The organism is Neisseria sp. HMSC073G10, from assembly GCF_001812605.1.
GTDB lineage: Bacteria > Pseudomonadota > Gammaproteobacteria > Burkholderiales > Neisseriaceae > Neisseria > Neisseria subflava_A.
In genome coordinates this window covers 21,372-36,315 of record NZ_KV809536.1, presented here as the reverse complement: position 1 = coordinate 36,315, position 14,944 = coordinate 21,372, and the positions used below count along the sequence as shown (strand labels likewise).

12 protein-coding genes are annotated in these 14,944 nt (G+C 48.7%); 3 read left to right on the top strand and 9 right to left on the bottom strand.

Annotated features, from left to right (window positions below; genetic code table 11):
- The first annotated feature begins 111 nt into the window (after nt 1-111).
- Together putP and putA are read left to right on the top strand one after the other, a co-directional pair.
- Nucleotides 112-1,638, top strand: coding sequence for a sodium/proline symporter PutP (gene putP, locus HMPREF2865_RS08305; protein ID WP_070646705.1), 1,527 nt, complete (start codon nt 112-114; stop codon nt 1,636-1,638).
- Nucleotides 1,639-1,863: 225 nt separating this feature from the next.
- Complete coding sequence (gene putA / locus HMPREF2865_RS08300; RefSeq protein WP_070646704.1) at nt 1,864-5,472, top strand: bifunctional proline dehydrogenase/L-glutamate gamma-semialdehyde dehydrogenase PutA; 3,609 nt, start codon at nt 1,864-1,866, stop codon at nt 5,470-5,472.
- A 57-nt stretch (nt 5,473-5,529) separates the two neighbouring features.
- Here putA and nth read toward each other — a convergent pair whose 3' ends face one another.
- The 4 genes from nth to HMPREF2865_RS08280 form a co-directional block, all read right to left on the bottom strand.
- On the bottom strand, nt 5,530-6,159 hold the full coding sequence (nth, locus tag HMPREF2865_RS08295; protein WP_003685196.1) for an endonuclease III: 630 nt from the start codon (nt 6,157-6,159) through the stop codon (nt 5,530-5,532).
- A gap of 137 nt (nt 6,160-6,296) precedes the next feature.
- Nucleotides 6,297-7,676, bottom strand: a complete 1,380-nt coding sequence (gene nhaC / locus HMPREF2865_RS08290; protein WP_070646703.1) for a Na+/H+ antiporter NhaC — start codon at nt 7,674-7,676, stop codon at nt 6,297-6,299.
- A gap of 180 nt (nt 7,677-7,856) precedes the next feature.
- Nucleotides 7,857-8,480 carry an alpha/beta fold hydrolase gene (locus HMPREF2865_RS08285; protein WP_070646702.1) on the bottom strand — a complete coding sequence of 208 codons (624 nt, stop codon included), beginning with the start codon at nt 8,478-8,480 and terminating at the stop codon, nt 7,857-7,859.
- 92 nt (nt 8,481-8,572) lie between these two features.
- Nucleotides 8,573-9,796 carry a sugar MFS transporter gene (locus HMPREF2865_RS08280; protein WP_070646701.1) on the bottom strand — a complete coding sequence of 408 codons (1,224 nt, stop codon included), beginning with the start codon at nt 9,794-9,796 and terminating at the stop codon, nt 8,573-8,575.
- Between the two features lie 274 nt (nt 9,797-10,070).
- Between HMPREF2865_RS08280 and HMPREF2865_RS08275 the strand changes: the two genes are divergently transcribed.
- Nucleotides 10,071-10,484 (top strand): YqaA family protein, encoded by a 414-nt coding sequence (locus HMPREF2865_RS08275; protein ID WP_070646700.1) that lies wholly within the window; start codon nt 10,071-10,073, stop codon nt 10,482-10,484.
- 64 nt (nt 10,485-10,548) lie between these two features.
- Here HMPREF2865_RS08275 and HMPREF2865_RS08270 read toward each other — a convergent pair whose 3' ends face one another.
- The 5 genes from HMPREF2865_RS08270 to HMPREF2865_RS08250 all read right to left on the bottom strand — a co-directional run bounded on the left by HMPREF2865_RS08270 (nt 10,549) and on the right by HMPREF2865_RS08250 (nt 14,706).
- Nucleotides 10,549-11,742: an amino acid aminotransferase gene (locus HMPREF2865_RS08270; RefSeq protein WP_070646699.1), complete on the bottom strand. Its 1,194-nt coding sequence runs from the start codon at nt 11,740-11,742 to the stop codon at nt 10,549-10,551.
- Nucleotides 11,743-11,840: 98 nt separating this feature from the next.
- The gene (locus HMPREF2865_RS08265; protein WP_070646698.1) at nt 11,841-12,491 is read right to left on the bottom strand and encodes an HAD family hydrolase; all 651 of its coding nucleotides are present in this window, start codon (nt 12,489-12,491) and stop codon (nt 11,841-11,843) included.
- An 89-nt stretch (nt 12,492-12,580) separates the two neighbouring features.
- Entirely contained in the window at nt 12,581-12,904 is a 324-nt protein-coding gene (locus tag HMPREF2865_RS08260) for a hypothetical protein (RefSeq protein ID WP_070647196.1), read from the bottom strand.
- A gap of 11 nt (nt 12,905-12,915) precedes the next feature.
- The gene (locus HMPREF2865_RS08255; protein ID WP_070646697.1) at nt 12,916-13,860 is read right to left on the bottom strand and encodes a cation diffusion facilitator family transporter; all 945 of its coding nucleotides are present in this window, start codon (nt 13,858-13,860) and stop codon (nt 12,916-12,918) included.
- 15 nt (nt 13,861-13,875) lie between these two features.
- A complete protein-coding gene (locus HMPREF2865_RS08250; RefSeq protein WP_070646696.1) occupies nt 13,876-14,706 on the bottom strand; it encodes a ferritin-like domain-containing protein in 831 nt (276 codons plus the stop codon).
- Between the last annotated feature and the right edge of the window lie 238 nt (nt 14,707-14,944).

The following is a 14,944-nucleotide window of genomic DNA, read 5'->3' as shown; positions in this document are numbered from 1 at the left end:
CTCTCGTGAAAAACAGGATTTTTAAGCTGTATTTTTATTAGAAAAAAGTTTGGGTACGAATTGTTTGCAATTTCAAAACCCGTATTTATAAGTTAGATGAGGAATAAGTACATGAATCCCATGTATATCACTTTCGCGATCTATTTGGTCGCCGTATTACTGATCGGCCTGGCCGCCTATTTTTCAACACGAAACTTCGATGACTACATCCTCGGCGGCCGCAGCTTGGGTCCGTTCGTGACCGCGATGTCTGCCGGTGCTTCCGATATGTCAGGCTGGCTTTTGATGGGCTTGCCAGGTGCCATTTACCTGAGCGGTTTGAATGAAGCTTGGATTGCCATTGGTCTGATTGTGGGTGCATACCTCAACTGGCTTTTGGTTGCAGGCCGTCTGCGCGTACATACCGAATATGCCAACAACGCGCTGACGCTTCCTGATTACTTCTTCCACCGCTTCGGTGCCGGCGGTCACTTGATGAAAGTGGTTTCTGCACTGATTATCTTGTTCTTCTTCACTATTTACTGTGCTTCAGGCATCGTAGCCGGTGCTACCCTGTTCCAAAGCCTGTTCCACGATCTGTCTTACACTCAAGCCATGTGGCTGGGTGCCGGCGCAACCATCGCCTACACTTTCTTGGGCGGTTTCTTGGCCGTAAGCTGGACCGATACCCTGCAAGCTTCTTTGATGATTTTTGCATTGGTACTGACTCCTATCATGGTGTATTTGGGTTTGGGCGGTGCAGATCAAATGAATGCGGCCATCCAACAAGTTGCCGCTTCTACCGGTAAAGAATACGGAAGCCTGTTTGCCGGTACTACTTTCATCGGCATTATCTCTACCGCCGCTTGGGGCTTGGGCTATTTCGGCCAACCACACATTTTGGCTCGTTTCATGGCTGCCGAAAGCGCTAAATCTCTGGTTTCTGCACGCCGTATCGGTATGACTTGGATGATTCTGTGTATGGCCGGTGCTGTGGCTGTCGGCTACTTCGGTATCGCCTACTTCGGTGCCAACCCTGCTCACGTTGAAGAAATGAACGGCAACCACGAACGTATCTTCATCGCTTTGGCTACCCTGCTCTTCAACCCTTGGATCGCCGGTATCATCTTGAGCGCGATTCTTGCCGCTGTAATGTCTACCCTGTCTTGCCAATTGTTGGTTTGCTCCAGCGCGATTACCGAAGACTTCTACAAAGGCTTCCTGCGTAAAAAGGCACAACAAGCTGAATTGGTATGGATTGGCCGTCTGATGGTATTGGCGATTGCCGTGATTTCTATCCTGATTGCTTCTGACCCTAACAGTAAAGTATTGGGCTTGGTAGCTTATGCATGGGCTGGCTTTGGTGCCGCATTCGGTCCGGTTGTTATCCTGTCTGTTCTGTGGAAACGCATTACTGCCTACGGTGCACTCTCCGGCATGATTGCAGGTGCACTGACTGTGGTTGTTTGGGCTGAGTGGATCAAAAAACCTGCTTTGGCCGCACAAGAAACAGGTTTCGCTACTGTCTATGAAATCGTTCCTGGCTTTATCATTTGCACACTCGTGATTGTTTTGGTGTCCCTGATCGACAAAAAACCTTCACGCGAATTGCAAGAACGCTTTGAAAAAGCAGACGCAGAATACCGCGCCTCTAAATAAGACGTTTTCAGACGGCCTGCATGATTCCGTGCAGGCCGTCTTTACGAAATAAACTGTTTCAAAATAATCTGAGCCTTATCAGAAAAAACAGCAATTTATGCGGATACATCTTGTATCCGCATCATAATTTTATTACGATATTACTATCCTTCAGAATGTCTGTTTTAGCAGTCTTAAAGTCGGGCCGTCTGAAACCATGAAAAAAACCTTTGGAGAACATAAATAATGTTTAACTTCGCTTTTCCAACACAAACTCCTCTGCGTCAAGCTGTAACTGATGCCTACCGCCGCGATGAAATCGAAGCCGTTCAGGATATGTTGCAACGTGCACAGATGACCGACGAAGAGCGCAATGCTGCCTCCGAGCTTGCCCGTCGTTTGGTTACTCAAGTCCGCTCCAGCCGCACCAAAGCAAGCGGCGTAGATGCCTTGATGCACGAGTTCTCTCTCTCCAGTGAAGAAGGTGTTGCACTGATGTGTCTGGCCGAAGCCCTGCTGCGTATTCCGGACAATGCCACCCGCGACCGCCTGATTGCCGATAAAATCTCCGAAGGCAACTGGAAAAGCCACTTGAACAACAGCCCTTCCCTCTTCGTTAACGCGGCTGCATGGGGTCTGTTGATTACCGGCAAACTGACCACCAACACTTCTGAGAAAAACATGGGTTCTGCACTGAGCCGCATGATCAGCAAAGGTGGTGCGCCTCTGATCCGTCAAGGTGTAAACTACGCCATGCGCCTGTTGGGCAAACAATTCGTAACCGGCCAAACCATTGAAGAAGCGCTGCAAAACGGTAAAGAGCGCGAGAAAATGGGTTACCGCTTCTCTTTCGATATGTTGGGTGAAGCCGCATACACCGAAGAGGATGCCAACCGCTACTACAACGACTACGTTCAAGCCATTCACGCCATCGGTAAAGATGCCGCAGGCCAAGGCGTTTACGAAGGCAACGGTATTTCCGTCAAACTTTCCGCCATCCACCCACGCTACTCACGCGCCCAACACGAACGCGTTATGAGCGAATTGTTGCCGCGCCTGAAAGAATTGTTCCTTTTGGGTAAAAAATACGATATCGGTATCAACATCGACGCCGAAGAAGCCAACCGTCTCGAATTGTCTTTGGACTTGATGGAAGCTTTGGTTTCCGACCCTGACTTGGCCGGCTACAAAGGTATCGGTTTCGTTGTTCAAGCCTACCAAAAACGTTGCCCGTTCGTTATCGACTACCTGATCGACCTGGCCCGCCGCAACAGCCAAAAACTGATGATCCGTTTGGTTAAAGGCGCATACTGGGACAGCGAAGTGAAATGGGCTCAAGTAGACGGCATGGAAGGCTATCCGACTTACACCCGTAAAGTCCACACCGACATCTCCTACCTCGCCTGCGCACGCAAACTCTTGGATGCGCAAGATGCCGTGTTCCCACAATTTGCTACCCACAATGCTTATACTTTGGGCGCAATCTACCAAATGGGTAAAGGCAAAGACTTCGAACACCAATGTCTGCACGGCATGGGCGAAACCCTGTACGACCAAGTAGTCGGCCCGCAAAACTTAGGCCGCCGCGTACGCGTGTATGCCCCGGTCGGCACACACGAAACCCTGCTTGCCTACTTGGTACGCCGCCTGTTGGAAAACGGTGCGAACTCTTCTTTCGTGAACCAAATCGTTGACGAAAACATCAGCATCGACCGCCTGATTAAGAGCCCGTTCGACACCATCGCCGAACAAGGCATCCATCTGCATCCGGCATTGCCTCTGCCACGCGATTTGTATGGCAAAGACCGTCTGAACTCTCAAGGCGTAGATTTCAGCAACGAAACCGTATTGCAAAACCTGCAAGAAAAACTCAACCAAGCTTCTTCCGAAGACTTCCACGCTGCTTCCATCGTCAATGGCGAAGCGCGTAACGTAGGCGAAGCGCAACCTGTCCGCAACCCTGCAGACCACAACGATGTTGTCGGCACTGTCAGCTTTGCCGATGCAGCCTTGGCTCAAGAAGCTATTGGTGCAGCCGTTGCCGCCCTGCCTGAGTGGAGCGCCAAACCTGCTTCAGAACGCGCCGACTGCCTGCGCCGTTTTGCCGACCTGTTGGAACAACACACGCCTGCATTGATGATGCTGGCCGTCCGCGAAGCCGGTAAAACCTTGAACAACGCCGTTGCCGAAGTACGCGAAGCCGTTGACTTCTGCCGCTACTATGCCAACGAATCTGAAAACACCCTGCCTAAAGATGCCAAAGCTGTCGGCGCAATCGTTGCCATCAGCCCATGGAACTTCCCATTGGCCATCTTTACCGGCGAAGTGGTTTCTGCATTAGCTGCCGGTAATACCGTTATCGCCAAACCTGCCGAACAAACCAGCCTGATTGCTACTTACGCAGTTTCCCTGATGCATCAAGCCGGTATTCCGACTTCTGCGCTGCAACTCGTACTCGGCGCAGGCGATGTCGGCTCTGCCCTGACCGGCGATACCCGCATTGGCGGCGTGATCTTCACCGGTTCTACCGAAGTAGCGCGCCTGATCAACAAAGCCCTGTCCAAACGCGACGACAGCCCTGTCCTGATTGCCGAGACCGGTGGTCAAAACGCGATGATTGTGGACTCTACCGCCCTGCCGGAACAAGTCTGCCTCGACGTATTGAACTCTGCCTTCGACAGCGCAGGCCAACGTTGTTCCGCTCTGCGTATCTTGTGCGTTCAAGAAGATGTTGCCGATAAAATGGTCAACATCATCAAAGGCGCAATGGACGAATTGGTTGTCGGCAAACCGACCCAACTGACCACAGATATTGGCCCTGTCATCGATGCTGAAGCCCAACAAAACCTGTTGGCCCACATCAACCGAATGAAAGGCGTAGCGAAGGCTTACCACGAAATCAAAACTGCCGCCGACGTTGATGACAACAACTCTACTTTCGTTCGTCCAATCCTGTTTGAATTGAACAACCTGAACGAGTTGCAACGCGAAGTGTTCGGTCCTGTACTGCACGTTGTCCGCTACCGCGCCAGCGAATTGGATCAACTCATCGACCAAATCAACGCCAAAGGCTATGCTCTGACCAGCGGTGTACACAGCCGTATCGAAGGCACTGTCGACCATATCCGCGACCGCATCGAAGCCGGTAACATCTACGTCAACCGCAACATCGTTGGTGCTGTTGTCGGCGTACAACCTTTCGGCGGTCACGGCTTGTCCGGTACCGGTCCAAAAGCAGGCGGTTCATTCTATCTGCAACGCCTGGTTCGTACTCCTGAATGGGTTGCCCCAACCCTCAGCCGAATCGGTCAAGCAGACGAAGACGCACTCAAACGTTTGGAAACCCTGGTTCACAAACTGCCGTTTAACGCAGAAGAGAAAAAAGCCGCAGCCGCAGCTTTGGGTCACGCCCGCGTCCGTACCCTGCGCAAAGCCGAAACCGTATTGGTCGGCCCGACCGGCGAACGCAACTCATTGAGCTGGCGCTCTCCAAAACGTGTTTGGGTACATGGCGGCAATCTGCTGCAAGCCTTCTCTGCCCTGACCGAGCTGGCAGCCGCAGGCATCCAAACAGTTGTTGAGCCTAACAGCCCGTTGGCTTCCTACTCAGCCGATTTGGACGGTTTGTTGCAAGTCAACAGCAAACCTGAAAACGCAGGCATCAGCCATGTTGCCGCTATCGAGCCTTTGAGCAGCGAGCGCAAACAAGAGTTGGCCGGCCGCGACGGTGCGCTCATCCGCATCCTGCCTTCCGAACAAGGTCTGGACATTCTGCAAGTATTTGAAGAAATCTCTTGCAGTATCAATACTACCGCTGCTGGTGGTAACGCCAGCCTGATGGCAGTTGCCGACTAATCGTAGCCAAATCAAAGGCCGTCTGAAATTCAGACGGCCTTTTTTATGTTTTTTTATTTACATTTTTGCCGGATATTCGCACAAATCGTTAATCAAACATTTGCTGCATTGCGGTTTCAAAGCCTTACACGTGTAGCGGCCATGCAAAATCAACCAGTGATGGGCATCCATCAAAAACTCTTTGGGAATAAAGCGCATCAGCTTGTCTTCAACTTCGCGCACATCCTTGCCCGGAGCAATTTTGGTACGGTTGGAAACGCGGAAAATATGGGTATCGACCGCCATAACAGGTTGCCCGAATGCAGTATTCAACACCACATTGGCTGTTTTACGGCCAACACCGGGCAAAGATTCCAAAGCCTCTCGGTCGGCAGGCACTTCGCCATTGTATTTTTCCAGCAAAATACGGCAAGTCTGCATGATGTGTTTGGACTTAGTTTTGTAGAGGCCTATGGTTTTGGTGTATTCCATCACGCCGTCCAGCCCCAAATCCAACATGGCTTGCGGCGTATTGGCAACTGGAAAGAGTTTGGCAGTCGCTTTGTTCACGCCGACATCAGTTGCTTGTGCAGACAATAAAACGGCGATAAGCAGCTCAAACGGCGAGCTGAAATTCAACTCGGTAGTCGGATGAGGATTGGCAGCGCGGAAACGCTCGAAAATTTCTTGGCGGATTTGTTTGTTCATTGTTTGGATTATTTTTTTATTGGTGCAGCAATTATAGTGAAATCATGTTGATACGGCTACTTCAAGTAAAACAAGGCCGTCTGAAATTGTTTTCAGACGGCCTTGTTTGATAAAAGCATTGCTATTTTAAATGCTGTTTACTTCTTACTCAAAGTCAGCCCTGTCCAGCCAAACACCAGCGTCAGAGCCAAACTCAAGTAGCAGAAGAAGGCATAAGGCAGGTATTCCCAAACAGGCACACCCAAGGCATGACTGATGAATACGCCGCAGACGCTCCAAGGCACCAACGGGTTGATGACCGTACCCGCATCTTCCAGCGTACGGGCAAGGTTGCGCGAATGCAGGCCGAGTTTGTCATATACCGGCTTAAAGGTTTCGCCGGAAAGCAGGATACTTAAATATTGTTCGCCAATCAGGAAGTTGACGCCGACCGATGTTATGGCCACGCTGAAAGTAGCACGTCCGGCATTGGTCAGGAACGCACGAATGGCCTCCAGCAAAGACGGAATCACACCAATGCTAAACAACAGGCCGCCCAAGCTCATGCCGAGTATTACGATGGTTTGCGTAAAGAACATGCTTTCTAAGCCGCCACGAGAAATAAGACGGGCAATGTCTTTGAATGCTTCGCCTTCAAGTTTGTATCCGCTGTAAAACCACGCGCCCAGCTGTTTCAAATCAGGCGTACTGTGGAAGTAAGTCATAATCAGCGCCACCACAACGGTAAACAACATGGCCACAATGGCATTGACGCGCATCAGGGCGAGGACAACCAGCAAGGCAAACGGAATCAGCGAATAGGCATGCACCAAACCGGTTGCTTCCAATTGCGCGCGGAAAGCTTCGACGCTGTTCATGTCATGTGCGGCAACATTGGGCAAGAGCCACAACATCAATGCCGCACTGATCAACCACGCAGGCACAGTGGTGTACATCATGTTTTTGATGTGTTCGAACAAATCAATGCCGACAATCGAAGCGGAAATACCGGTCGTATCGGAAAGCGGCGACATTTTATCGCCAAAGAACGCACCCGACACAATCGCGCCTGCCGTCATCGCCATATCGGCATGAAACGCAGCCGCCATACCCATAAATGCCACGCCGACAGTCGCACAAGTCGTCAAACTACTGCCGATGGAAATACCGATGATTGAGCAAAGCGCAAACGCCGAGAAATAAAAATAAGTCGGCGAAATCAATCCGAAACCGTAATACATCAGCGTCGGAATCGCACCGCTCATCATCAGCGCGCTGACCATCAGGCCGATAAAGAAAAACAGATAAATCGCACCCATGCCCTGCCCGACCGCGCCTATCATACCGTTTTGCATGTCTTGATATTTCAAGCCACGCATCAAACCGTACAACAGCAAGACCACGATCGCCGTCACAATCGACATATGCGGCAGCCATTCAAGCGAAATAATCGTGTAACCCATTGCCGCCACCAAAGCCAAGGCCACAGCGATGGCCTCAAAGCGCGGCATATTAAGTAAGGATTTGAAAGCAAACATTGTTCTTTGCCTTTTTAATAAGTATTTAACAGATTTTAGCATAACAGGCCGTCTGAAACCCGATTTTCAGACGGCCTGCCTGTTATTTTATAAAAACAGCTTCAGTAAAACTGCGACACTTTCTTTAAAATATATTAAATTATTAACATTAAATACTTTTAAATTAAAATAAATGAAATTTTATTGCTTTTTAAAACGTCCATCATGCAAAAATGCCACCACCTGCTCAACCGTTTTACGGTTAAACAGCATACCGCTATGGCTGACAGGCAAAACAACATGATCGCGCATATTCGGACAATGCGTTTCGCTGACCAAAACCGTACCATCATGTTCGCCATGCAAACCTAAAACACGACCCAGTCCATACGGTTTATTGCCGGCAATACTGCCCAGCTCAACACCCTCTGGCAATTCAGGCATACCGCCGTCCAATGCGCCTTTATACGAGCCGCCCAATACCGGCTTTTGCAAACCCATATTGAACACACGTTGCGCGGCACGGCTGCCTTGGTGCGGCGTACCCATGGTAACGATACGGCCGCTGACTTTATCCGGATATGCTGCTGCAAAATTGCGTAAGACCAAGCCGCCCAAACTGTGGCCGACAAAGTGCAGCGTTTCATCAGCATGGTTCTCATCAATCCATCGCGCCAAGTCCTCAACATGCCGATTCATCGAGTGCAACACACTGCAATAATCGAACAGCGCAACTTCAAAACCTTCTTGTTCCAGCAAATACGCCAGCGGTCTCATGACCCACGAATGCATGTGCAAGCCATGCAGCAAAATGATTTTGGCCATTTTTCCCTCCTGTCATTTAAATCATTATGCCACAAAGTAAAAAGGCCGTCTGAAATCCCATAAAGTTTCAGACGGCCTTTTATCATGATGAATTATTCGTCAGCTTTGTAGCCTTTTATAGCAAAGAATACGATGTATACGTAACAAATCGCTGATACAACGAAAGAAATCATCAGACCTTGAGTATCCGCTACCCAACCTTGTACCACAGGCACAATCGCACCGCCGACAATCGCAGTACACAATACGCCGGAAGCGCTGCTGGTGAATCGGCCAAGACCTTTGGTTGCCAAAGAGAAAATCGTTGGGAACATGATGGAATTGAAGAAACCGATGGCCAACAATGCCCACATCGCAACATCTGCACTGGCTTTACCTGCCAACATAGCTACGCCCAACAGGACAACAGCAGCGGTAGCATTGAATGCCAAATAGCGGTTAGGCGCAATTTTCGCCATGATGGCAGAGCCTAAGAAGCGACCAACCATCGCGCCGCCCCAGTAGAACGACAGATATTTTGCAGCAGATGCGTGGTCCAAACCTTTCAGGTAACCCAACACGTTGACCAACAAAGAACCGATAGATACTTCTGCACCAACATAACAGAAAATACCGGCCGCACCAAAAATCAAGTGGCGGTATTGCCATACGCTGTGTTTACCATCATGGTTGTGTTCACTCTCTTCTTCAGCAATTTTGTTTGCATCAGGCAGACGAATCATTTTGACGAACACAGCCAAAATAATCAGCAAACCTGCCAAACCCAAATATGGAATTTGAACGGAAGAAATTTGCTCGGCTTTGCTGACAGTTTGTGTTGCATCAGCCAAAATCAGGAATGCGCCGATTTGCGGAGCAATGGTCGTACCCAAAGAGTTAAATGCCTGAACCAAAGTCAGTGTTGCAGATTCTTTACCTGGTTTGGACAGCAAAGTCACATAAGGGTTACCCGCTACTTGCAACAGTGTTACACCTGAAGCCAAAATAAACAATGCACCCAAAAAAGTTGCATAAGAATGACTGCCGGCGGCAGGATAGAAGAGCAGACAGCCGATGGCGGTCAATACGAAGCCGCTAATCACGCCGTTTTTATAGCCGATTTTGCCGACCAAATAGCCCATCGGAATCGACATAATCGCATAAGCGGTAAAGAAACAGAATTGAATCAGCATCGCCTGAACATAAGTCAGGTCGAAAATATCTTTCAAATGCGGAATCAAAATATCGTTCATGCAGGTAATGAAACCCATCATGAAAAAGAGTGTGGTTAGGACAACCAGCGCAGGAGTATGATTTTGTTGTGAATGCGCAGACATGATTTGCCTTTCGTTTTGTTAAGATTTGCTGGAAAAATGAGCTTAAATCAGTTCATTAAAATTAACACCCATTAACAGCCGCCCGTATCATACTGATAATCCGTCACTTTGAAAACTATTTTCTAACGGCCGACTACATTATCCTTCAACCGTTTAATTTTAAAAAATTCAATAATATTGGATTTATCTTTTAATATATTAAAAAATAAAGGCATAATCCTCCTATTAAGCCTGTTATTTCTTTTTTACAATACTCCTTGATATAACTCAAAATATGCCTCTTCTTTACGCTTACCTTGGCCTAATTGCCTCTGCCTTTACTTCTGCCACACTACTTCCGGGTACATCCGAGGCGGCATACGCCGCATTTGTGTACCAATATCCGCAACACGCCCTCGGCGCATGTTTGTGTGCCGGGTTGGCGAATGGCTTGGGCAGTATGGTTTCGTATTACATGGGCAGGATGTTTCCAAATAAAAAAAGGCCGTCTGAAAAAGTATTGGCGCGTATAAAACGATGGGGAATTTGGCCGCTATTATTTGCATGGCTGCCGATTATCGGTGATGCCCTCCCCCTCGCCGCAGGCTGGCTCAGGCTCAATGCCCTGCATTGCGCCATTATTCTGATTGCAGGTAAACTGCTGCGCTATGCCATGATTTATTGGGGAATAAACGCAGTTGCCGGATAAGCTGACAAGTCAAAAATAAAGGCCGTCTGAACGATTCAGACGGCCTTTGCCTTTAATTCGACAATTACAACACTTTCACAATGCTCTCGCACAAATAATCGATGTTGTCATCAGTAATGCCGGCAACGTTGATGCGACCGGAGCGGACGGCATAAATGGCAAACTCGTTTTTCAAACGGTCAACTTGTTCTGGAGTCAGGCCGCTGAAAGAGAACATGCCGTTTTGTTCGATAATGAAATCAAAATCTTGGGTTGCACCTTTGGCTTTGAGCAACTCGACAAATTTTTGGCGCATGGCTTTGATGCGGCCGCGCATTTCATCGAGTTCGGCAATCCATTGTGCTTTCAAATCATCATTTTTCAACACCAGCGCAATGGTGTTCGCACCGTGTGAAGCCGGGTTGGAATACAAGGTACGGATGATGGTTTTGACTTGGCTGTGGGCGCGGGCTGCTGTTGCTTCATCTTCAGCCACCAAAGTGAACGCGCCGACGCGTTCGTTGTACATGCCGAAGTTTTTGGAATAAGAGCTGGCAATCAGCAATTCTTTATTGTATTTCAAGAATACGCGCAAGCCGTAGGCATCTTCTTCCAAACCGTTGCCAAAGCCTTGGTAAGCAAAGTCAAACAGCGGCAACCAGCCTTTTTCGGCAGAAAGTTTTGCCAAAGTTTCCCATTGTTCGGGCGTAGGGTCGATGCCGGTAGGGTTGTGGCAGCAGCCGTGCAGCAGGACGATGTCGCCTTTTTGCGCTTGGCTCAAGTCTTCAATCATGCCGTCCCAATCCAAACCGTGTTTGGCGGCATCGTAATAACGATAAGGTTTGTCTTGGATACCGACTGCTTTGGCGATGGCGTTGTGGTTTGGCCAAGTCGGATTGGAAATCCAGATGGTTTGCGCGTTCAACTGGCGTTTGGCAAATTCGGCCGCAATACGCAATGCGCCTGTACCGCCAAGGCTTTGCGCTGTTTTGGCGCGACGGCTGGCGATGATTTCGTGGTCTTTGCCAAACAGCAGAATTTGGGTTTGCTCGTTGTAATCGGCAACGCCGTCGATGGTGAGGTAGTTTTTAGTTGTCTCGCTTTCCAACAGGCGTTTTTCAGCCTCTTTGACGGCTTTGATAATAGGCGTCGCGCCGGATGCGTCTTTGTACACGCCGATGCCGAGATTGACTTTCTCCGGACGGGTTTCGGCTTTAAACGCCTCGCCCAAACCTAAAATCGGATCAGCAGGAGCAGCTTCGATATGCTTGAAGAACATGATTTTTCTCTTTACAAGTAGTAAAACGGTTGAAAAAATACAAATTTATGTAATTTTACGCCGTTTCAGGCCGTCTGAAAACGGATTATTACAGGGTTTTAACGCAAGATTGCCAACAAATCCAAAGGCGTGGCAATACGGAAATCGGCAAGCCAGTTTTCGGTTTGGTCTTCAGCAGAAATATAACCCCAATCGGCAAGCACGGTCGTCATGCCTGCATTTTTGCCTGCCTGCATATCGCGCTCTGCATCACCGACATAAAAACATCGCTGCGCCTCAACGCCAATCTGTTCGCACGCGTAAAACATAGGCTTCACGCTGGGTTTGGGTTCATCGCAAGTATCGCCGCTGACAATGACGGCAGGAGGCACGGTAAACCAGAGCTTAGGCACGAGGACATCGGTAAAGCGCATAGGCTTGTTGGTGATAATGCCCCATTGGATACCGCGTTGAACTAAGGCTTCCAGCATTTCGTTTACGCCGTCGAACAAGATGGTTTGGTCGGCATAGCAGCGGCTGTATTCATCCAAAAACTCTTCGCGCCATTGCATATAGTCCGGATGGTCGGGCGTAATGCCTGCACCAAGTTTGAGCAAACCGCTCGCACCATGGCTGGCCTGCGGACGGATTTCATCCATGCTTTTTTCTGGCAAACCGTGTCGGCGCAATACCGTGTTGAGCGCGCCACCCAAATCAAGCGCGGTATCGGCAAGCGTGCCGTCAAGGTCGAATAATACGGCTTGGATCATAAGTGTTCCTTTGATGATTTTAGAAGGCCGTCTGAACAATCCAATAAGTTTCAGACAGCCTGAATATGGTTAATGGTGGTAGTAAAGATTTAAACATCTAAACCGCATTGCTTTAATTTTTTACGCGCAATGCTTTTCTGTTCTTCTGTGAACAACGGTGACCATCGTTCTTGGAGAATTAAATACTCCATGCTGATTTTTAATCCTTTTTCTTGACCGTACAAGTATAGATCATGCAATCCTTGGCTAATATTTGGCGAAGCCAGTAATTTATCAGCTGCAGCCTTACCACCCATCTCATCTACCATTTGCTTAAACCGCGTAGCCCTATAAGGCGTTGGTAATTTCTTTGCCAAATCATAAATTTCTAACATAGCATGATGAAAATCTGCCTCTAATTGTTTCTTATCCATTTTTTTCCTCATTATTCATTATGGTGTTCGTGCATTTCCTGCGAACACAAAACTTCATCTTTATGCGGATGCTGTTCGCTTTCAATCTGAATCGTACAATGTCCGATGTTGTGATGCGCCAATTCATGTTCGATGCGGTAGGCGATTTGTTCGGACTCTGCAACCGTCATGCTGCCATCTACAACAATATGGCAGGACAAAACGTGGATATTGCTGGTAATCGTCCAAACATGCAAGTCGTGAACGGATTTTACGCCCTCCGTATTGCGGATAACGCTGAGTAACTCATCGGTATGGATGTTTTCCGGTGCGCCTTCCATCAAAATGTGCAAAGTCTGTTTAAACAGCTTCCTGCCGCTGCGCCCTACCAAAGCCGCCACCAATACGCTGGCAACCGTATCCGCCCATTGCCAGCCATACGCCATCATCAGTACCGCTGCGACAATCGCCCCTATCGAACCGAATAAATCGCTGATTACGTGCAGATACGCGCCGCGCATATTGACGTTTTCTTCAGTATCGCCATTTTTCAACATATAAACAGCGACGCCGATATTGACCAGCAAACCGATGATACTGACCACCAGCATACCGCCCGTCAAAATTTCCGGCGGATAAAACAATCGTTTGACTGCTTCATAAAAAATCATCGCCGCAATCAACACCAGCGACAATCCGTTAAACATCGCCGTCAAGATTTCAAAACGCTTGTAACCGAATGTCTTTTGCAGCGTGGTCTGTTTCTCGCCAAGTTTGAATGCCCACAATGCCACGCCCAGCGAAAACGCATCGCTGAACATATGCCCCGCATCGGAAAGCAGGGCCAAAGAGTTGGTCAGCCAGCCGCCGACCGCTTCAACCAGCATAAATCCGGCAATGACGAAAAATGAAATGCGCAATACCTGCTTATTGGCAGTATGCGTATGCGCGTGCGAATGATCGTGATGATGTGCCATGATGATTTTACCGTTTCAGACGGCCTTTTTATCCTGTTTCAAACTTTTCTCAAAATCTTCCAACATATCCAGCTCGAAACGGCTGAATCCTGCACGTTCCCGTGCTTCGATATTGACGTAGCCGCGGAAGATAAACATATCGTAACGCGCAATCAGGCTGCGGAACAAGGCAACCGGTTCCAAACCGCGCTCACGGCAAAGATGCTGATACCAATGATTGCCGATGGCGACATGCCCCACTTCATCGCGATAAATAATATCCAACACATCGCAGGTTTCCATATCGCCACGCTGTGCCACTTTTGCACGAATACCCGGCGTAACATCCAAACCGCGCGCTTCCAATACCCGAGGCACCAAAGCCATGCGCAACAAGGGATCGTAAGCCGTTTTATACGCCATATCCCACAAATGCCCGTGCGCTTCAAAAGCGCCGTAATCGTAGCCCAAGCTGTTCAGACGGCCACGCATTAAGCCGAAGTGAAACACTTCTTCTTTTGCCACCCTTACCCAATCGCGTACAAACTGAAACGGCATATTGCGAAAACGATACGCCGCATCCAAAGCCAGATTAATCGCATTAAATTCGATGTGCGCAATCGCGTGCAACATCGCCGCATAGCCTTCGACCGTATTCATCTTGCGCGGCGTGACTTCCGAAGGGGCAACCAAACGCGGACGGAGCGGATGTCCGGCAAAACGGCAATCCACAGGTTTCGACTCTTCAACCGTCAAACCTTCCGCCTTGCCCAACTGCGCAAACAAGGCCTGCGTCAATTTTCCTTTTTCATCCGGATTGTCCGACAGCAAAGCCTGTTCCAATAAAGGATAAGGATTCAGATACATACAAAACCATTGTTTTCAAAAGATAAATATTATAACCGTTTTAAAAAGCAAACAGAAAGACTATAATTTCACGCTTTCCGTAAAATGACATTAAATACCACACCAAGCCCTTATGTGTTTCATTAAAAAAACGTCAAAACCAAATGCAGGCCGTCTGAAGAAATGAAATTATTTCAGTCACTTGATTGGATTTTTCATATTTACACAAATTAAACCCTCCATTCAGCCCCTTGCCTGT